Here is a 19,765-nt window from a genome sequence, read left to right as displayed (position 1 = left end):
GAGCTTTCTGATTTTCACTCAAAAAGCAAGTGCCCACCCATGAACGACACCATACTAAAGTGCTGTGCATTCACAAATTTCCTAGCATTATCTCCCCTTCTCGAAATTGCACCTCTCCCGCAATCTTATCTCTCGATAGCACCCATTAAAGACTTTTAAAAGGTCCAAGGAAAAAACTCTCTGAGAAAGCTTTCAAGCCTAAAACGCCCCCGCCATTTTTATCATGATGAGGGCACAAAAAATCACGCAGAAACATGCAAAATCTCTCCGCATTTAAAAACAGGGCTTGTGCTTCAATCGCACGCTTTTTCTTGTTCTCTTGTCCATTGTCCCAAAGCCGCAAGATGGTTCATCCGAGCCCGATGACGAAATGCCTTCTGTGCAACAGCAATATTTTCATCTTTTCCCGCCCATGCTTTTAAGGCAGCTGCTTGCAGTGCTCGTCCATAGGAAAAGGTCAATTTCCAAGGCAATACGCCCAAAGAATTCATAGCAGATAAATGCGCCGTTGCTTCCTGATCAGACTGCCCTCCAGAAAGAAAAGCAATTCCGGGAACAGCGGCAGGAACAGTCTGTTTAAGCACTTGGACAGTCTTTTCAGCAACTTCTTCAACAGAAGCCTTGCGAGCATCCTTTCCATCAATCACCATATTGGGCTTTAAAATCATCCCCTCCAAAAGAACACGAGCTTCAAACAATTCTTTAAAGACAGCTTGCAAAACAGTGCGTGTCACCTCAAAGCAGCGTGTAATTGAATGCCCACACGATGATCCATCCATCAACACTTCCGGCTCAACAATGGGCACAATATTGAACTCCTGACATAAGGCAGCATAGCGTGCAAGAGCTTGTGCATTTTGTCTTATGGCGCCTCTTGTTGGCAAAGTGTGTTCATCAATAGCAATTACCGCACGCCATTTAGCAAAACGTGCTCCCAAAGCATAATAATTTTTTAGCCGCTCACGAAGACCATCCAACCCTTCGGTAATTGTTTCTTGGGGAAAAGCAGCCAAGGGTTTTGCACCGGTATCAACTTTAATCCCTGGCAAAGCGCCTGAATCCCGAATAAGATCCGTCAACATTTTCCCAGTTGATGCTTTTTGCCGAATGGTTTCATCAAATAAAATAACCCCAGAGATGGCGTTTTCCATCGCTTCTTTTGTACTAAAAAGCATTTCACGATAAGCACGGCGCTTATCTTCATTGGATTCAACACCAATGCTTTCAAAACGCTTTCCAATGGTCGCCGTACTTTCATCTGCCGCCAAAATACCTTTACCTGCATGCACCAAAGCAAGTGCAATATCTTCAAGCCGTTCATTCATAAAAAATTCCTCTTTATTTTGTCTTAATTTCTAAAAATGCGCAACACTATCAAAAAACACTCTACACGACTGTATAGTTTTTCTTTAACCTTCCCTTCAAAGAAGCCCTTTAAGCCTGCATGAGGGCAAGAATACCAGGAAGGGTCTTTCCTTCCATCCATTCCAAAAAAGCTCCTCCAGCAGTTGAGAGATAAGTAAAATCATTGGCAACACCGGCATGATTAAGGGCAAAAACCGTATCGCCCCCTCCCGCAATTGAAACCAACTTTCCCGTCAAACTACGTTCTGCTGCATGGCGTGCAACGGCAATGGTTCCCTTATCAAAGGGAGACATCTCAAAAACACCAAGGGGTCCATTCCACACAAGAGTAGCAGCTTCATCTATCGCAGCATTGATATGCGCAATAGAGCGCGTCCCAATATCCAATATCATGCCATCTTGTGGAATATCTTCAATGTCATAAAGACGATGCGGTGCATCTTTTTCAAAACGAAATCCAACGACAGCATCCTGAGGGAGCAGAAGCGTACAGTGACACTCTTGCGCTTTTTTAATGATTTTTTTTATCGTTTCCATCAATGCATGTTCACACAGTGATTTTCCTACATGGATACCTTGTGCAGCTAAAAAACTGTTAGCCATCCCCCCACCAATAATTAAGGAGTCAACTTTTTCCACCAAATGATTGAGCACAAAAAGCTTACTAGAAACCTTTGCTCCTCCCACAAGGGCAACCACAGGACGTGCTGGATTGCCAAGTCCTTTTTCTAATGCCTGCAACTCACCTTGCAAAGAGCGTCCTGCATAAGAAGGCAACAAATGCGTTATTCCCTCCACCGAAGCATGGGCACGATGAGCAACTGAAAAAGCATCATTAACATAGAGATCTCCATTATGAGCCAAAGCTTCTGCAAAAGAACAATCATTCTTTTCTTCACCAGCATAAAAACGAACATTTTCAAGCAGTAAAACACCACCATTTTGTAATGACTCAACTGCAACCTGCACCGCCGAACCGATACAGTCCGGAGCAAAAGCAACCGGCTGATTAATGATCTTTTCCAGCACTTGCACAACAGGACGGAGTGAAAACTCTTGCTCTACCTTTCCTTTGGGGCGACCACAATGAGAAAGCAGAATAAGTTTAGCACCACATTTTTGTAGCTCAATGAGTGTCTCTTTATGCCGTACAAGACGCGTCTCGTCACAAACTTTGCCCTGTGCCATAGGAACATTAAAATCTACGCGCACCAGAACACGTTTGCCCAAAACATCAACATCATCAAGTGTGCGAAACCCCATCACTGCTTCCTCTTCACTTTCCATTGTTTCAAATAAAAACGCATCCAACAACCCTGCCCACTTTTCTTTCCACTTATCCCCCTCTTTGCTTTTACAAGAGATCCACGACAGCCTATCTCTCACCCTTTGCTTAATAAAAATCCAAAGCTTTTATCGTCAAATGTACAAAAGCCCACCATTGCTCTTAATCTTCATATTCCATTGTGGCAAACAAATGCATTGGCTCAACTTGATCTCCATTAAAGCTTCCTTTTACTTCTAGGAAAAAGAGTTTACATCTCCTGTTTTCTAACGTTTTCTCAAAAGGTATCTCGTTCAGATCTTACTTTTTAAAAGTTTACTCTTTCATGCATCTTTTAAAAGCACGTATTGACACAGTATTAAAACAAAACACATCATCAATTTTTCAATAGCCTCTTCTCTCTAGCGCATGAGAACAACAGCCTCTATCTGTTTTTCTCAAAATTGCACAAAAATGAGACTTTTCCCTATAAAAAGAGGACCCTGAGGTCCTCTTATATTGTCTTAGCAAAAGCCACTGCCGTATCACTCATACGGTTAGAAAAGCCCCATTCATTATCATACCAAACCAGAACGCGACAGAGCTTACCATCAATCACTTTGGTTTGATCATTGTGGAAAATAGCTGAATGAGGATTATGATTAAAATCACAACTCACGAGTTTCTCTTCTGTAGTGTCCAAAACGCCCTTCAAAGAACCCTGTGCAGCAGTAGCAATAGCTGTATTAATTTCTTCGATTGTTGTGGAACGCTTAGCGATAAATGTCAAATCAACCACAGAAACATTAGGGGTCGGAACACGAATCGATACACCATCAAGCAATCCCTTTAATTCTGGCAAGACCAATCCCACAGCTTTTGCCGCTCCTGTTGAGGTAGGAATCATAGAAAGAGCTGCCGCACGTGCACGATAAAGGTCCCGATGCATTGTATCCAATACAGGTTGATCACCCGTATAAGAATGGATTGTTGTCATAAAGCCCTTTTCAATGCCGACCGTATTGTGTAAAACTTGTGCAACAGGCGCCAAACAATTGGTTGTACAAGAAGCATTTGAAACAACGCGATGCTCGCTGCTTAAAGATTGATGATTAACCCCATAGACGACCGTAAGATCTGCTCCTTCAGAAGGCGCAGAAATAAGAACACGCTTTGCCCCCGCATCTAAATGAGCACTTGCTTTATCACGCGCAGTAAAAATACCCGTACATTCCAAAGCAATATCGATATCCAAATCTTTCCAAGGCAATTGAGCAGGATCACGCTCTGCGCATACCTTTATTAAACCACCTCCCACATCAATAGCATCCCCTACCACCTTAACGATCCCAGGAAAACGCCCATGAACTGAATCATAGCGTAATAAATGGGCATTTGTTTCCACCGATCCCAAATCATTAATTGCAACCACTTCAACATCTTGTCGTCCACTTTCCACAAGTGCACGTAAAATATTGCGACCAATACGACCAAACCCATTAATTGCAACACGAACTGTCATTTCACATGTTTCCTCATCAATTTTTTAAGCACAACATTTAAAACACAATAAATGGGTATTTCACCAATCCAAAATCATTAATTCCCACAATGTCAATATCTTGATCACTCACTCACTTATCCACAATAATGCACAAGATCATCCACAATACTGCACAAAATATGATGCCCTACAATCACCCCATTCATGACAACATAAGCTGTCACTTTGTCTTTTCCTCTTTGATCTTTTCCAGCTCTTTTTCAACGGTGGCAACAACATTTTCCCAAGTAATACCAAAATGCGCATAAAGGGCATCAATTGTTCCACTTGCCCCAAAGCCCTCCATACCAATAAACACACCACCACAGCCAATAAAACGGTCCCATCCTTGGGCGACAGCAGCTTCAATGGCAATTTTAATCGGTGCATCTCCAATGAGAGCACGCTGATAGGAGAGAGATTGTTGAGAAAAAAGTTCAAAACAAGGCACAGAAACCACACGCGTTGGGATGCCTTTTTCTTCTAACACCGCATGTGCCTCCACTGCAATTTGCAATTCTGAACCAGAAGCAAACAGCGTCACTTGTGCATCATCGCTAGCTGTTAGGAATTCATAAGCACCAAGCATACAGAGATTTTCTTCTTCATACTCTTGACGCAAAAGCGGTAGATTTTGTCGACTTAAAGCCAAGGTAGAAGGCGTCCCGCGTGCTTTCAAAGCCAATTGCCAACACTCGACTGTCTCCATAGCATCGGCAGGACGGAACACAAAATGATTAGGCATTGCACGCAGGCAAGCCAAATGCTCCACGGGTTGATGGGTCGGACCATCCTCACCAAGACCAATAGAATCATGAGTCATGACATAAATCACCCGCAACCCCATGAGAGAAGACAAACGCATAGCAGGACGCATATAGTCAGAAAAGCATAAAAAGGTTCCCCCATAAGGAATAAAGCCGCCATAAAGGGCAAGACCATTCATCACAGCTCCCATTGCATGTTCGCGAATTCCATAATGCAGATAGCGCCCTGAAAAATCTTCAGCAGAGATACTTTTCATCTGGCTACTTTTTGTATTATTAGATCCGGTTAGATCAGCCGAACCACCAATAGTCTCAACAACGACCTCATTGATCACTTCAAGAGCCATTTCCGAAGCTTTACGCGTAGCAACAACGGGGCGCTCTTCAACCAATTTCTGTTTATAAGTATCAATAGCGCCATCAAATCCGCCCACGAGATCGCCCCGCATCAATCTTTCAAACTCCACACGCTCTGAGACAGGAAGATCAGCAAATTTTTCTTCCCATTTTTGGCGTTTTTTAGCAGCATTGAGACTAGCCAAGCGCCAATTATCGAGAATATCGGCTGGAATAACGAAAGGCTCAGCATCCCACCCTAAAGCGATACGGGTTTCAGCGATTTCTCGTGCGCCCAAAGGGGCTCCATGAACTTTATTGGTACCCGCTTTATTGGGTGCTCCAAAACCAATTGTTGTTTTACAAGCGATCAAAGTTGGTTTATCGGAATTTTGTGCCGCCTCAATAGCCCGCGCAATTGCTGCTTGATCATGCCCATTGACTTTATGTGTCTCCCAACCAGAAGCCTTAAAACGCGCAATCTGATCTGTACTGTCAGCAAGGGAAATCTCTCCATCGATAGAAATATTATTATCGTCCCACAACACAATAAGCTTATTGAGTTTCAAATGACCGGCAAGGGAAAGTGCTTCTTGAGATATCCCTTCCATAAGGCATCCATCGCCCACCAACGCATAGGTGTAATGGTTGATAAGATCACCAAAACGGGCATTTTGCAAACGCTCTCCAAGAGCCATCCCCACGGCATTCGCCAACCCTTGTCCGAGAGGACCAGTCGTTGTTTCGATTCCCGCCACATGCCCATATTCTGGATGCCCAGCAAGCTTTGCTCCTAATTGGCGAAAATTTTTGAGATCTTCAATGCCAATATCTTCATAACCAGAAAGATACAAGAGAGCATAAAGCAACATAGACCCATGTCCTGCTGATAACACAAAACGATCACGGTTAGGCCAGCGAGGTTTTTTGGGGTCATGAGCAAGGAATCTTGTATAAAGAACCGTAGCAATATCGGCGGCTCCCATTGGCAAGCCTGGATGACCAGAATTTGCTTTTTCAATCGCATCAATAGCAAGAAAACGGATAGCATTGGCCATCTGATTCTGTTGGTGGGTGTTTGTCATGAATAATCGACCATTTCGTTAAATACGTTATTCTGTTGCTTTTTCCGTATTCTCTTAAAATTCTCAAGAAATACTATTTTCTAACCATTAGCGTGAGACTTTTTGCCACCACTTCAATAACATTAATAACATTCCCCTCACGCGTCCTGTATATCCATGTCATTTATGCCAATACGCGCAAAAAATCCAGCTTTTAATTTATATCTATCCCCTGCTTTGCTTGCTAAAATATCTTACATACTTAAAAATAAAATGCACACAACACAAGAGTGAAAGTGATTCGTTTTTGCATAACACATTGATAAAGGATACAATTACCCAAAGGATAAAAGCAATGAACCAAGAGACTACAGTTCTACAAGATGCTTTAGAGCACCTAGAAAAGGCACTTAGAACTTTAGAGATCACCATAATAAACCGTAATGCCGTTATTGATAAAAATAACGAATGGGAAGAAGAAATCCAACGAATGAATGCTGACCGCAGCCATCTTGCCCAAGCGCTTGACAAAGCTGAAGCCCAAATTGAACGCTTAGAGTCCGTAAACAAAGAAGTTTCCAAACGTCTTATTAAAGCAATGGAAACAATTCGTGTTGTCATTGATAGATAAAGGTTTGAATGTATGGAAACTGTTTCCGTTACCATTGATGGTAAAATTTATCGCATGGCTTGTGACAAAGGACAAGAACGTCGTCTTATTGCGCTTGCTGCTCAATTAGATCAATATATCACACATTTAAAGAACAATTTTGGTGAAATTGGCGACCATCGTTTATCGGTTATGGCTGGCATAATGATTATCGATGAAATGGAAGAAATAAAACGAGAAAATAAAAAATTACAAGAAGACTACAATGCTCTTTTACGACTCCACAACGAAAGAGACCGCACCATGGGGAAAATTATGCGTGACACCACACAACGCATTGAAAATCTCACCAACCAATTGCTCAAAGATGATCAAAACCACACAAACATTCAAGAACAAGAACAGGAAGATTTCTAAAAAGTACATCAGCGCATAATAAACCAGAGACTTGACTTGTCCGCCACATCTCACAGGATAAAAATTCTTAAACCCACACCAGTCTGTAAACAGTCTGGTTTCTTATAGGAAGGATTCCAGCTACTCACGACTTATGGGATTAACTTAAACCTCAACAAGAAAGCCCTACCCTGAATATTTCACCTCCGCACAAACGCTTCCTATATCAAGGAGGCTGCCTTATATCACCACATTTCAAATGAGATGTCTTTTAACAGCGCAATAAGATAACAAAACCAACATCATGTAAAAAAAATCATATAAATGACAACAGCAACAAACAAATAAAGCACCCTTCGAAAAAAAGAGCTATATTCATGTTCCCTATGAATGCATGTCCAAAATCCTTGCCCCTAGATAATATCAAGCAGATTCAATATATTAAAAAAATAACCTTATCTATTATACCGTAAAACACCGCTATTTGATAATATAAGCACCATAGAGTCTTTGCACCTAGAATGTCCATCCGATGAAACCCACCGAAAAGAACCGTATCATTTATAAACCAGCGTGAATTAAGTATTTTCATCCTTTAGAGCAGGAAAAAAGTCAAAACCGAAGAGTATGTTAATCTCATACAACCTCAAACATCATAAACAACAATAATAGCTCTTGAAAACATCCTCTACCGCTATTTTTATCCTTATAACAAATAATCCATATTCCTCTCCCCACCCCTCAAAATCTCCAAGCTTAATAAAAGAAAGAGCAAGTCGGCATCATCATTATAGTCAGCCCTCAATATTGCGATAGCCCCCTTGGCTCGTAAAACGATTCATAAGAGGGACGCCTTTCTTGTACAGCTTTTTCCCATAAAACCCACCCGCTTGTGATGTACAAACAAATAGTCATGATTGACTAAACATGCACAAATTTAAAATAAGACAATCTTGCGGTATTCGGGATTTTGATAGAAGATAAAAGAAAGATAAATTATCATTATAAATCAATATGTTGCAAATGCTTCGACGAAGCATATTTTAAAAACACATTCACCCATCACTTTTTCTCATAACATACCAGTACGATTTTTAAGCACATAATTTTAACTTTATTCAATTCTGTTTGCAAAAGTTTAAAATGGGAAAAATTTCAAGGCTCTTATCCAAAAAGCGAAAGAATGAACTCTCATTATCAATGAACATCTCGCTCGTATAAACATCAATAAAGCAATCCCCAATATGCCTTAATGAAATAAAAGGGGGGCTCCCATTAAATGCCCTACCGTAAAAGCAGCTTCCTCAGAACTAAAACAAAATCAACAGACAACATCACCGCATCTGCTCCCATCCCCAAACTGGACAACCTAACGCAATACCTTTCTATCTTACGATAAGAGATAAAAGAATAATGGGTTCTATGGAGGCATTCACAAGAGGCGCGCACCCGTTGTTTTTAAAGCCTGTTCAAAGGCGCATGAAAAAACACCATGCGTAAACGGCTCAAATCCCTTTCGTTCCATCTTGAGAGACAGAAGCAATACGCAAGAGATTTGTCGCACCGGGCGTTCCAAGGGGAACCCCAGCTGTCACAAGGAAGCGATCTCCCCCTTTGCAAAAACCTTTCTGAAATGCAATAGCTGCTGCACGATCAACCATATCCTCTAAACTCCGTGCATCTTGCGTGACCACACAATGAAGCCCCCAAACTAAAGCCAAACGCCGTGCTGTTTCCACAATGGGCGATAAAGCAATAATCGGTCTATTAGGGCGTTCACGAGAGGCGCGCACCCGTTGTTTTTAAAGCCTGTTCAAAGGCGCATGAAAAAACACCATGCGTAAACGGCTCAAATCCCTTTCGTTCCATCTTGAGAGACAGAAGCAATACGCAAGAGATTTGTCGCACCGGGCGTTCCAAGGGGAACCCCAGCTGTCACAAGGAAGCGATCTCCTCCTTTGCAAAAGCCTTCCTGAAATGCAATAGCTGCTGCACGATCAACCATATCCTCTAAACTCCGTGCATCTTGCGTGACCACACAATGAAGCCCCCAAACTAAAGCCAAACGCCGTGCTGTTTCCACAATGGGCGATAAAGCAATAATCGGTCTATTAGGGCGTTCACGAGAGGCACGCACCCCGGTGGTTCCTGAAGCCGTATAAGCAACGATAGCGGATAGCGCAAGTGTTTCAGCAATCTGACGTGCAGCAAGAGAAATCGCATCCGTTCCTGTTGATTCTGGTGCTGGATGTTGTGCTCCAACCTGAGCGGCATAAGTGTGATCCTGTTCGATTTGCCGCGCGATTCGGTCCATCATAAGCACAGCTTCTTCAGGATAGCGACCAGAAGCAGATTCAGCAGACAACATCACCGCATCTGTTCCTGCATAAACTGCTGTAGCAACATCCGACACTTCTGCGCGTGTGGGAACAGAAGATGTGATCATTGATTCGAGCATTTGTGTTGCCACCACAACAGGCTTTCCTGCTAAACGACAAGCTTTTATGAGCTCCATCTGAAGTGCAGGGACCTTTTCCAAGGGTATTTCCACTCCAAGATCACCCCGTGCAATCATAATACCATCGGATACCTCAATAATTTTCTCTATATGCTCTAAGGCTTGAGGCTTTTCGATTTTAGCCATCAAAGACACCTTGCTTTTCGTCAACCGACGCACCGCCATAATATCTTCTGGACGTTGAATAAAAGAAAGAGCAACCCAATCAACAGGCTGCTGTAAAAGAGCCTGAAGATCCTCCTTATCTTTTGACGTCATCGAATCAAAAGGCAAAATTGTATCGGGAAAACTGACACCCTTTCGATCAGAAATACGGGTTCCAGAAACCACGCGACACTGTACAGAATGACCATCACAAACTTGCGCACGCAGTTCCACCCTTCCATCATCAATCAACAACCGATCCCCTGGTTTAACAGCCGAAAATACATCCTCATGAGGGAAAAAAACACGCTGTGCATCACCAAGAACATCGCGATTATCTAATGTAAAGCTTTGCCCAACACGCAAATCTTCTTGCCCCTTAGCAAAACGCCCCACACGCAGTTTTGGCCCCTGAAGATCCACTAAAATACCAATGGGGCGTCGAACTGTTTTTTCAACTTCTCGTATAGACTTGACCAAATCACCCAGCATATCACGATCAGTATGGCTCATATTAAGACGAAAAACGTCTGCCCCTGCCCTAAAAAGCTTCTCAATCATCAAACGAGAAAAAGAAGAAGGACCAAGAGTCGCAATAATTTTTACTTTACGTGCACGTTTCACGGTGGAGAATTTCCTGAAAGAGAAGGTATAACTGAATTGTTTAACAAAGACTCATCCGTCAACTGTACCATCCAACTGGTTTGATTTCCGGTATCGATCTCTTTAAATTCAGCCTTTTGATATCCTCGAGGGAAACAATCATGAACCCCTTGAATGGTAAATTGGCTATCTTGTACACACATGGTCACAGAGCCTGCCCAGTTCCCTTTTTTTTGTGCTCCTTCCGCATAAAAATAATAAAACCGTGAAGCAAGAGGCCCCTCAATTAAAGTTTTACATTCCGTCACTGGTACCGTCCACCAGCCTTCGCTCACCCACCCTGAAAATGTACGATATCCAAGAGCAACCCCTACAGACTGTTGGGTTGTATTACAAACTCTAAAGTCAGCTTTTGCAAAAACAACGAGGGGAAACAAGAGCAAAATACTCAAGAGAAAAACTTTTAATTCTTTCTGAAACACCCAATATCGTTTTTTTAAAATCACAAAACTTCCTCTATAATGTCAAATTCTCAAAACAAATTACACATTTCTTTTTTAAAAGCTTTTCAAGTCTAAAACGTATATTTTCATATTTTTCTTTTTATAGCCCTTTTATCAATGCATATATCTTAAAAATTTTACAAAATATTTAAAGTCAATTTGTAAAAAAGCTGTGTAGCTTGATTTACTTTTTATTTTCAAGCTTTTTTAACATAAATTCGTCGTCGAAAAACAACTTAAAATATATAACTTGGAGAAAAATACAATGAACGATACAGTAACCGATCAAACACACGCTATATCCGTAAACCAATTACGCTCTTTTATCGAACGTATTGAACGACTAGAAGAAGAGAAAAAAACCATTTCTGATGATATTAAAGACGTTTACACTGAACTTAAAGGCTCTGGCTTTGATAGTAAAGCTGTTCGAAGCATTATACGGCTGCGTAAAAAAGAAGAGCATGAAAGAATGGAAGAAGAAGCAATCATTGAACTTTATAAAAATGCGCTTGGTATGAATTAAACCATTGATAACATTGAAAATTTTCTTAAGAAAAGAAAATACAAAAAACAAATGGCAAAAAATAAATGAATGTATAAAAATTTCACCCAAACAATAAGCCGTTTGTGTAACTTGTAACGAGACTATCGGTCACAGAATACACAATATTGCAACAGCCCTCACATTTAAAAGGATTTATACAGAGAATTTTTATTCTTATTCTTCAATCATTGTTTATCCACATAAACCCTCACTTGTATGCCAACCCAGTTTGTGATGTGCAAGAGAGGTGTTTTTTATGATTAAACATCAATAAATTTGAAGTGAGAAAGTCTTCCGATATTGAGGACTCTCTTCAAATTGAAAAAAAATGAATTATGATGATAAATCAATTTATTATCTACGAAAAGAAACATATGAAAATGGTCAGCAGTTGAAATCCGCTAAACGAGATTCTAAACTATTTATAAAAGAAGAGGTGGTTAAAGATCTTAATCTTTGAGGATAGGGAGAAATTCAGCATATTTACACATTTGATAAAAAGACCCTTAACAAAACTTTATTGGAATCTATTAACGGACTCATAAAGATCATTGATTCGAGAGGTTAGAATGTGATCTCTCCATTTTCCAGAAATCATCAAATAGTCTTTGGCATAGCCCTCTTTTTCAAAATGAAGGCGTTTTAATAAACGTTCGCTTTTTATGTTCTCAGGTCTATAATTTGCCATCACTCTATGTAGATGATAAACATGAAAGATATGGCGTATTAGAGCCGATAAACTCTCAAACATGAGACCTTTGCCTTGTTGTTTTTCATCAAGAGAAAAACCAAGATGACAGGCTTGAAAAACACCCCGAACCACATTTGTAAAATTCACAACACCGATGACTGTGTTTTCATTTTTTAATCGTACAGCATATCGATATGCTTGTCCCTGTGCACTTTCACAAGCAAATGCATTGGCTCGTGTTTCCCAAGCTGTTAGGGTATGGTAATCATCAGATCTAACAGGTTCAAAAGGATGCAGATGATTCGCATTACGGAGGTAATAAGAAGACAGTTCAGCTGCATCTTCTAAACCGATCAATGTAGAAATTGTTCGCTTTGTTTTAATTGCCATCATTTTCTCCTCCTAGACAATGTCACAATAACACGTTGATTTATCTTAACAAATCATCATTTTTAAACTCAAATCATAATGTCGAATACAGTAAGCTTTCCTCATCACAACACTTCTTACGTTAGAATCAATGAGGATCATTTGCTTTTCCATCATAAGCGGAGGTGGTATGTTTAAAGCATAAGGTAAAGACAAGGGAATATTTCTTATGAATGCTCTCAAGTTCCAAGGGGCGCTGTAGCAACATTGGGGACTGGCAAAGTATGCAAGGGAACTGGCATATTTCCATATACGAAATTTTGAAAAAACTCACGGCAAAGATAGTTTTGTTTCTTTGCCTTGTAAGCTCAGAGCATGCTTGTTTTGCGCTACCATATCACTGCCCCCGTATACAAATCCCAATGACCATCGCCTTGAGGTGCTATATGTTACAGTGCGATCTAAAAAGTCTCTGCCATAACTCGTCAACAACACTGTTCCCGCAAAATCAGCCACAAACTCTTGTAACAAATCAAAGAAAAGCGATGATGCAATACGAATTAAAATGCTTAGATATTAATATCTAAAACATTACCGTGAACACGCTTCCATTTCTTCGCGTAAAATTTCAAGTTCTAACCATTCTTCTTCTTTTTGTGTGCAAGTATTTTTCTTTTTTTCCAACGCTGTTGATAAACGCTCAAAACGCTCTTTATCACTGCGATAAAGGGCTGGATCAGAGAGTTCTTGCTCAATTTTTTTGATTTCGTCCTGCAAAACAGCAATTTCTTCAGGCAATTTTTCCAATGCATAAACCTGCTTATAAGACAATTTACTTCGTGTTTTTTTCTCCCGCCCTATCAAGCCATGATCTGTTGATGTGTCCTGCTTTGAAAGCTCTCCCGCATGAGATTTTGAAGGTGCTTTACGCTGCGATAATTCTGTTTTTTTGCGTTGTAAACGAAGAGCATGCTGGTTTTGCGCCATCATATCACTGTAGCCGCCCGCATACAAAACCCAATGACCATCACCTTGAGGTGCCAACATATGCGTTACAGTACGATCTAAAAAGTCTCTGTCATGGCTGACCAACAATACAGTTCCCGCAAAATCAGCAATAAATTCTTGCAACAAATCCAAAGTTTCCATATCCAAATCATTGGTCGGTTCATCAAGAATCAAAAAATTTGCAGGACGAGAAAGAAGTCGTGCAAGCATGAGGCGTGCTCTTTCTCCCCCGGAAAATTCTTTAAGGGGAGTGCGTGCTTGTTCCGGTGAAAATAAAAAGTCTTTCATATAAGAAACCACATGCCGCTCCAGCCCATTGATCACAAGAGTATCACCTCTTCCCCCCGTTAAATAATGCGCTAAAGTTTCTTCTTCATTTAAAATACGTTGCTGATCAAGCAATGCCATAGAGAGGTTATAGCCATGCCTCACCGTTCCACTATCCACGGCTTCTTGCCCAATTAATGCAGAAAGGAGCGTTGTCTTTCCGATTCCATTGGGTCCCACCAACCCGATTCGATCACCCCGCTGAATGCGCAAAGAGAAATCTTTCACAATAATGCGATCACCATAGGATTTTGAAATTTTCTTTGCTTCAAGCACCAATTGCCCAGAATCATGACTTTTTGCTGCTGTCAAAAGTGCATTTCCCGGCTGCCCTTTATAGGTTTGATGACGCTGTCTTAAGTCTTTTAATTCGCCTAAGCGCCGTACATTACGCTTACGCCGTGCGCTCACGCCATAACGCAACCATTGCTCTTCACGAGCAATTTGGCGCCCCAATTTATGCTGTTCGATGGCTTCTTCTTCCAGTGCTTTATCACGCCAATTTTCAAACTCAGAAAAACGCTTTTCCAGTCTTTTGGTTGTGCCACGATCAAGCCATACCGTTGACCGCGTAACATTTTCTAAAAATCGCCGATCATGGGAAATCACCACAATCGCTGAACGCAAAGAAGCCAAAACAGCTTCCAGCCATTCAATGGTTGGTAAATCAAGATGATTGGTTGGTTCATCTAAGAACAAAATATCGGGTTTTGCAGCAATGGCCCGTAACAGTGAAACACGCCGCTTTTCGCCTCCCGAAAGCGTTTCCAATTTTTCCGCCCCAGAAAACCCTAAATTTGTGCGAAGCGTATTGATCCACTGGACATCAGATGTATCGTCCAGCCCCGCTTCCATATAAGCATTAATATCTTCAAATCCTGAACAATCCGGATTTTGTGAGACATAACGGAGCGTTACTCGCGGGTGGCGAAAAATTTCGCCACCATGAGGTTCTAATATTCCTGCGGCAATTTTTAATAGGGTCGATTTTCCACAACCATTACGGCCGACCAGCGCAATACGCGCCCCCTGCTCAACCGATAAACAAGCTTGATTGAGCAAAGGCGTTTTTCCAAAATTTAAGAAAATGCGGTCAAGCCGCAGAAGCGGCACCGCCATTAACGAACGCGGCGCGGACAAGGTGCTTTATACATCACCCCTCTTGCATCACGGAAAGCACATAATTGTCGTACAGGAACTCTCTGTCCACAAGGTGCTTGGTAAACATGCCCTCTACGACCACGATACGTGCACAATTGTGATACCTGTCTTTGTTGTTTTCTTTGATTTGCAGCTGCACCTGTTACTGTTCCAGCCAAAGCACCAAATGCTGCACCGGTCAGTGCTGCTCCAGGCGTACTTCCAGCAATAGCAGTTCCAGCCAAAGCACCGATTGCTGCTCCTCCTACGCCGTAACGTGCAACGCGTTCATCGTTTGTAGTACAAGCGACTGAACTGAAACCAATGGCTGAAACAACGGCCACTTTAAAAATTGATTTTAACATATCAAAACCTTTCCTTCTCAAGATCAATACATATATCGTTTATGTCGGCACTTCATCACTAGGCCCCCCCCTGCCTTATTCAAAATATATTGGAAGAGCTTTATGGAATAGGTACAGACACTAACAATATAGCTTTTCCAGAACCTAAATGGCAAGAAAAGGTTCCACAAATACGGTTAGAAAGTGTTAAAGAAGAGCCAAATGACACATTTTTGTCACAAATTGGCCATTTTACCCCTTTAAGAGTTAAACCTTTTAAATCAGAAAAACCGATAATACTAAACAAACATCCCTTAGGCAAATCATACGAACAAGGTTTTGACAAAACTGGCCAACCTTCTTCCAAACCGCTTGTCAACAACACTGAAATACCCCTTTCAGCCATCATCAACGCTTGCGTTATATGAGAAAGGCTGTGATCACTTCGCTCCCCTCCCAAAGCACCGCACAAAATAAGCTTTTTAGCGCCATTTTGCAGCGCTCTTTCACATGCCAGAGCACTATCTGTCATATCTTTATCAGAGGGAAAAACTTCACGCGGAACATGACTATATTGACGTATTAAATTCTCATCTGATGAATCAAAATCCCCTAACCACAACTCAGGCGTCGCATTAAGCGCTGCCGCATGACGCATACCACCATCAGCAGCAATTACCCGACTGTTTTGAATTTGATTAAGCAAACGATCAGTGATATGAACATCCCCATTTAATAATATCGTAAATGTTGTCATGCCATACTTTGCCTTTCACAAAATTTTCTTTACAGTGCATCTTTTTATAAGTGAGAGTCATTTTTTATAAACAAAAAGCATGATATAGCCAAACGAATCCTTATCTCTAATGCCTTTCTTAAAGAAACATACGATACAAAGATACAAATGCAATTTGCCAAATTACTCCGCAGAAATAATGTGCACCATGGTCCAACGCACCCCATTTTTCACCGCAATTTTCCTTTTCGCTCGTGCCTGTATAAAGCCACTCTCATAAGTTTAACGTTTCTCCTTTCGGCTTGTCATACACCACTTTCTCAAAATGATAGGCTTTCTTCCACTTCTTCTAAAACGATCAAACGTACCAACAACCACAATATCTATGTCACATTAAGCGCTCTGCAACACCCACGTATTCTGCAAATGTATGGTGGCGCTTATCATGATGCAAAACTTGAACACCTTTTAGCAAAGATTGTCCGTAAACTGGCAGTTGCATCACATAGTTCTCATCAAAGCTATTCTGTAACAATTTTAAACTCAGAAACTGTCAATGCCTTTGCGCTCCCCAATGGCTCGATCTACATCACTCGTGGTATGCTGGCATTAGCCAATGATTCTTCAGAAGTTGCAGCCATTTTAGCCCATGAGATAGCACATATCAGAGCCAATCATGGCATTTTACGCCTGCAAAAAGAAGCCCAATTAAAGATGACCAATCACATGTCTTCACGTCTTCTTTCTTCTATTGGCAAAAAACTTCATAACCCTATGCAAAACAAGCAACAACTCGCGCAATTTTCCCGCAATCAAGAGCTGGAAGCTGATTCCCTTGCACTCGAAATGCTCCAACAATCAGGATATGATCCATTTGCTTCACCGCGCTTTCTTCAAACAATGGAAGCCTATAGTGCTTTTCGTAATATCTCCGGCACCCAAAATGCCTCTCTAGATTTTCTAGCTTCTCACCCAACCACCCCTCAACGCATTCGGCTTGCGATAGAAAAAGCGCGTAAAATCAGTAAAGGGAATAGTACAATATCCGATCATGATTCTTTTCTCAAAAGCATTGATGGCATGATTTTTGGAGGAGGCTTTTATACAGGTTTTGTACGAGGCAACCAATTTATTCACCCACAATTGCGCATAGCTTTTTCTGTTCCAAATAATTTTACAATAGAACATTCAGCACACACTGTTTGGGCCAGTGGACCAGATAAAATTGCGATTCGTTTTGACGCTATTCCACATCCTGCTGAAATATCTGCGAGTGATTATTTGAAAAGCGGCTGGATTCTCGGGCTAGACCAATCATCTATCCGCCCCATCACAATTCAAGGGCTCCCCAATCAAGAATTTACGCGTCAAGGATTCCAAAGCCAAAGTTTACTTGGAGCACAGGCCTATGCTACCAATGATCAATGGCAATTTGATGTGGTTGCCATTCCATTCAACAACCACATCTTTCGTTTTTTGACGGCCGCTCCACATAATTCTCGAAATTTTGCAGAGGTTGCCCAAAAAACGCTACAAAGCTTTCATTCTCTTTCATCTTCACAGTTAAAAAAATTGCAGCCCTTAAAAATCCGTGTTGTTCGTGTTAAACAAGGAGAAACCGTTGCAAATCTTGCAGATAAAATGCAATACACACCATATAAAGAAAAACTCTTTCGCATCCTCAACGCCCTCTCACCAACGCAAACTTTACCCGCAGGTACCAAAGTGAAAATTATTACAGAATAAGCCCTTTTTCTCATCTGCTACAGTTTTAATTCTTTTCTATCTGTATCACGCCCTCCCCCTTAAAGCATATTCGAAAATAAAGAGGAACACTTTAAAATCCAATTTCATCATGCCTCTATAGGCCTTCGTGTGATACATATTTCCTCCAACTAACAGCCCCCTATCTTCCCCTGTTTATCAGTAGCGCCCCCAAGGAGGCATATTCCTAAACAAATATGAACACCCCCTAAAACTGACTTCATCATATTCTCATATGCCCCCACTTAATATATTCTCTTTCCTCCTCCCCCCCCAAAGCATTTCACTGCTTATATATCGTAAGCGTCTTCTGAATGAACCGTAAGGAGAGCAGAACGCAATTTTTGCAAAGCCCTAGCTTCAATTTGACGCACGCGCTCTTTCGAGATTCCTAACTTTTCACCCAAAACTTCGAGAGTCGCCCCCTCTTCATTTAAGCGACGAAAGCGAATAATTTCCAACTCCCGTTCGTTGAGAATTTGCAACGCATCGTAAAGCCACTGTGTACGCCGTTGACCATCAATGACTTGCTCAATTAAAGCATCAGGAAGAGGACTATCATCCACCAAAACATCCATCTTAGCAATGGGATTATCACTGTTCTCAGAAACAGAAACACTCAAGGAATTATCAGAACTGGAAAAACGAAAATCCATCGTTTCAACATCGCGCACGGAAACGCCAAGCTTTTCAGCGATTGTGCGAAAAATATCCTGTTTTGACAAAGCACTATCATCTTGTATCAGTTTTGCACGCAAACGCCGAAGATTAAAAAAAAGTGCTTTTTGCGAAGAACTCGTTCCCCCTCGAACGATTGACCAATTTCGCAAAATATAATCTTGAATAGAAGCGCGTATCCACCACGTTGCATACGTTGAAAAACGCACTTCCCGATCAGGTTCAAAACGTGCAGCGGCTTCCAATAGTCCCACATACCCTTCTTGGACCAAATCTCCCAATGGCATTTTGAAACGTTTAAAGCGATTAGCAATAGCAATCACTAAACGCATATGAGCCGCCGCAATTTGATGCATGGCATCATCATCACGTTTGTCTTTCCACCGCAGAGCCAAATCATGCTCTTTTTGTCGTTCAAGATAAGGTGCTTGCATAGCAGAACGCATCATATTACGTCCTAAGCTTTTGTCTGCATCGCTATAATTTTTGCTGCTTTTATAAACAGCATTTGAAAGATTACCCATAATAACCCCTTGCGATTAAAATTATCAAAATTGATTTGGCAACGACATCATTGTTCTTTGCTTAAAAAGAACGCAAAAGTTGTTAACTTCTGTACCCACTACTTTAACGTGTAATTTTATAATCGCAATTGTTTTTTTTACTGTCATGGTAAAACTTCTTGTCATAAGACACAATTTCACCTGCAAAATGCCTTTACAATATGCCTTTTAGCCTATGAAATATTTGAAAAAACTTTCTCTCCACTTTTCATGACAAAACAGCAAAAAAAATAAAGTGATCACGCAAAACAAATGCTGTTTTTTGATAACCAATTCCGTTTCCTTTTAAATTGAAGAATTTATTCATGCTTTCAGCTTTACAATACAACTAATAAGTGTAATTTGCAAATATAAAGCATCTAAACTGAATGAAAACTGAATAAAAAAAGAATCATTCAAGTTTTAAAGGCGCAAAGAAACAGCAAAAAATGACAAGAGTGATTGAAGCAAACGCAACAAACGTGTTAAAGAAAGAGCACCATTAT

15 protein-coding genes and 2 pseudogenes are annotated in these 19,765 nt (G+C 41.0%); 4 read left to right on the top strand and 13 right to left on the bottom strand.

Annotated features, from left to right (window positions below; all coding sequences use genetic code 11):
* Positions 1 to 293: 293 nt before the first annotated feature.
* The 4 genes from ACFIK7_RS01925 to tkt form a co-directional block, all read right to left on the bottom strand.
* Positions 294 to 1,325 (bottom strand): class I fructose-bisphosphate aldolase, encoded by a 1,032-nt coding sequence (locus ACFIK7_RS01925; protein ID WP_375657469.1) that lies wholly within the window; start codon positions 1,323 to 1,325, stop codon positions 294 to 296.
* 109 nt (positions 1,326 to 1,434) lie between these two features.
* On the bottom strand, positions 1,435 to 2,628 hold the full coding sequence (locus ACFIK7_RS01920; protein ID WP_375662857.1) for a phosphoglycerate kinase: 1,194 nt from the start codon (positions 2,626 to 2,628) through the stop codon (positions 1,435 to 1,437).
* A 515-nt stretch (positions 2,629 to 3,143) separates the two neighbouring features.
* Positions 3,144 to 4,151, bottom strand: a complete 1,008-nt coding sequence (gap, locus tag ACFIK7_RS01915) for a type I glyceraldehyde-3-phosphate dehydrogenase (protein WP_375611739.1) — start codon at positions 4,149 to 4,151, stop codon at positions 3,144 to 3,146.
* Positions 4,152 to 4,353: 202 nt separating this feature from the next.
* Complete coding sequence (gene tkt, locus ACFIK7_RS01910) at positions 4,354 to 6,360, bottom strand: transketolase (protein ID WP_375662823.1); 2,007 nt, start codon at positions 6,358 to 6,360, stop codon at positions 4,354 to 4,356.
* 334 nt (positions 6,361 to 6,694) lie between these two features.
* Between tkt and ACFIK7_RS01905 the strand changes: the two genes are divergently transcribed.
* The gene (locus ACFIK7_RS01905) at positions 6,695 to 6,970 is read left to right on the top strand and encodes a DUF4164 domain-containing protein (RefSeq protein ID WP_005774573.1); all 276 of its coding nucleotides are present in this window, start codon (positions 6,695 to 6,697) and stop codon (positions 6,968 to 6,970) included.
* Positions 6,971 to 6,982: 12 nt separating this feature from the next.
* Positions 6,983 to 7,366 carry a cell division protein ZapA gene (locus ACFIK7_RS01900; RefSeq protein ID WP_273790489.1) on the top strand — a complete coding sequence of 128 codons (384 nt, stop codon included), beginning with the start codon at positions 6,983 to 6,985 and terminating at the stop codon, positions 7,364 to 7,366.
* Between the two features lie 1,484 nt (positions 7,367 to 8,850).
* Here the strand turns inward: ACFIK7_RS01900 and ACFIK7_RS01895 are convergent.
* The 3 genes and pseudogenes from ACFIK7_RS01895 to ACFIK7_RS01885 form a co-directional block, all read right to left on the bottom strand.
* Positions 8,851 to 9,138: pseudogene (locus tag ACFIK7_RS01895) on the bottom strand (pyruvate kinase alpha/beta domain-containing protein); the annotation flags it as partial.
* A 56-nt stretch (positions 9,139 to 9,194) separates the two neighbouring features.
* Positions 9,195 to 10,631 carry a pyruvate kinase gene (gene pyk / locus ACFIK7_RS01890; protein ID WP_375662822.1) on the bottom strand — a complete coding sequence of 479 codons (1,437 nt, stop codon included), beginning with the start codon at positions 10,629 to 10,631 and terminating at the stop codon, positions 9,195 to 9,197.
* Positions 10,628 to 11,116 (bottom strand): DUF1036 domain-containing protein, encoded by a 489-nt coding sequence (locus ACFIK7_RS01885; RefSeq protein WP_375659903.1) that lies wholly within the window; start codon positions 11,114 to 11,116, stop codon positions 10,628 to 10,630. The genes pyk and ACFIK7_RS01885 overlap by 4 nt, the downstream gene beginning before the upstream one ends.
* Before the next feature lie 262 nt (positions 11,117 to 11,378).
* Between ACFIK7_RS01885 and ACFIK7_RS01880 the strand changes: the two genes are divergently transcribed.
* Entirely contained in the window at positions 11,379 to 11,639 is a 261-nt protein-coding gene (locus tag ACFIK7_RS01880) for a DUF2312 domain-containing protein (protein ID WP_005774567.1), read from the top strand.
* A gap of 538 nt (positions 11,640 to 12,177) precedes the next feature.
* On the opposite strand, the gene rimJ is transcribed toward ACFIK7_RS01880, so the two are convergent.
* The 5 genes and pseudogenes from rimJ to ACFIK7_RS01855 all read right to left on the bottom strand — a co-directional run bounded on the left by rimJ (position 12,178) and on the right by ACFIK7_RS01855 (position 16,296).
* Positions 12,178 to 12,741, bottom strand: coding sequence for a ribosomal protein S5-alanine N-acetyltransferase (gene rimJ, locus ACFIK7_RS01875; RefSeq protein WP_375630918.1), 564 nt, complete (start codon positions 12,739 to 12,741; stop codon positions 12,178 to 12,180).
* Between the two features lie 318 nt (positions 12,742 to 13,059).
* Positions 13,060 to 13,254, bottom strand: a pseudogene (locus ACFIK7_RS01870) (ABC transporter ATP-binding protein); the annotation flags it as partial.
* Positions 13,255 to 13,311: 57 nt separating this feature from the next.
* Positions 13,312 to 15,174 carry an ABC-F family ATP-binding cassette domain-containing protein gene (locus ACFIK7_RS01865; RefSeq protein ID WP_375643316.1) on the bottom strand — a complete coding sequence of 621 codons (1,863 nt, stop codon included), beginning with the start codon at positions 15,172 to 15,174 and terminating at the stop codon, positions 13,312 to 13,314.
* Complete coding sequence (locus tag ACFIK7_RS01860) at positions 15,174 to 15,560, bottom strand: hypothetical protein (RefSeq protein ID WP_375658032.1); 387 nt, start codon at positions 15,558 to 15,560, stop codon at positions 15,174 to 15,176. Before ACFIK7_RS01860 ends, ACFIK7_RS01865 begins: the two co-directional genes overlap by 1 nt.
* 100 nt (positions 15,561 to 15,660) lie before the next feature.
* The gene (locus ACFIK7_RS01855; RefSeq protein ID WP_273790494.1) at positions 15,661 to 16,296 is read right to left on the bottom strand and encodes a thiamine diphosphokinase; all 636 of its coding nucleotides are present in this window, start codon (positions 16,294 to 16,296) and stop codon (positions 15,661 to 15,663) included.
* A gap of 147 nt (positions 16,297 to 16,443) precedes the next feature.
* Here ACFIK7_RS01855 and ACFIK7_RS01850 point away from each other — a divergent pair, with 147 nt between their 5' ends.
* The gene (locus ACFIK7_RS01850; protein ID WP_375662821.1) at positions 16,444 to 18,021 is read left to right on the top strand and encodes a M48 family metalloprotease; all 1,578 of its coding nucleotides are present in this window, start codon (positions 16,444 to 16,446) and stop codon (positions 18,019 to 18,021) included.
* Positions 18,022 to 18,329: 308 nt separating this feature from the next.
* Here ACFIK7_RS01850 and ACFIK7_RS01845 read toward each other — a convergent pair whose 3' ends face one another.
* Positions 18,330 to 19,241, bottom strand: a complete 912-nt coding sequence (locus ACFIK7_RS01845) for an RNA polymerase factor sigma-32 (RefSeq protein WP_015856975.1) — start codon at positions 19,239 to 19,241, stop codon at positions 18,330 to 18,332.
* Positions 19,242 to 19,765: the final 524 nt, after the last annotated feature.

Origin of the sequence: Bartonella sp. CL266QHHD (assembly GCF_042195355.1) — a bacterium.
In the GTDB taxonomy this organism is placed as follows: Bacteria; Pseudomonadota; Alphaproteobacteria; order Rhizobiales; family Rhizobiaceae; genus Bartonella.
Note: the sequence above shows the minus strand (reverse complement) of the source record. Positions and strands in the feature narration are given on the sequence as shown.

What these genes read in the sequence shown, in the direction of transcription:
- ACFIK7_RS01925 (WP_375657469.1), bottom strand. Translation starts at nt 1,325, where the DNA reads ATGAATGAACGGCTTGAAGATATTGCACTTGCTTTGGTGCATGCAGGT.
- ACFIK7_RS01920 (WP_375662857.1), bottom strand. Translation starts at nt 2,628, where the DNA reads ATGGGGTTTCGCACACTTGATGATGTTGATGTTTTGGGCAAACGTGTT.
- gap (WP_375611739.1), bottom strand. Translation starts at nt 4,151, where the DNA reads ATGACAGTTCGTGTTGCAATTAATGGGTTTGGTCGTATTGGTCGCAAT.
- tkt (WP_375662823.1), bottom strand. Translation starts at nt 6,360, where the DNA reads ATGACAAACACCCACCAACAGAATCAGATGGCCAATGCTATCCGTTTT.
- ACFIK7_RS01905 (WP_005774573.1), top strand. Translation starts at nt 6,695, where the DNA reads ATGAACCAAGAGACTACAGTTCTACAAGATGCTTTAGAGCACCTAGAA.
- ACFIK7_RS01900 (WP_273790489.1), top strand. Translation starts at nt 6,983, where the DNA reads ATGGAAACTGTTTCCGTTACCATTGATGGTAAAATTTATCGCATGGCT.
- ACFIK7_RS01880 (WP_005774567.1), top strand. Translation starts at nt 11,379, where the DNA reads ATGAACGATACAGTAACCGATCAAACACACGCTATATCCGTAAACCAA.
- rimJ (WP_375630918.1), bottom strand. Translation starts at nt 12,741, where the DNA reads ATGGCAATTAAAACAAAGCGAACAATTTCTACATTGATCGGTTTAGAA.
- ACFIK7_RS01865 (WP_375643316.1), bottom strand. Translation starts at nt 15,174, where the DNA reads ATGGCGGTGCCGCTTCTGCGGCTTGACCGCATTTTCTTAAATTTTGGA.
- ACFIK7_RS01860 (WP_375658032.1), bottom strand. Translation starts at nt 15,560, where the DNA reads ATGTTAAAATCAATTTTTAAAGTGGCCGTTGTTTCAGCCATTGGTTTC.
- ACFIK7_RS01855 (WP_273790494.1), bottom strand. Translation starts at nt 16,296, where the DNA reads ATGACAACATTTACGATATTATTAAATGGGGATGTTCATATCACTGAT.
- ACFIK7_RS01850 (WP_375662821.1), top strand. Translation starts at nt 16,444, where the DNA reads ATGCAATTTGCCAAATTACTCCGCAGAAATAATGTGCACCATGGTCCA.
- ACFIK7_RS01845 (WP_015856975.1), bottom strand. Translation starts at nt 19,241, where the DNA reads ATGGGTAATCTTTCAAATGCTGTTTATAAAAGCAGCAAAAATTATAGC.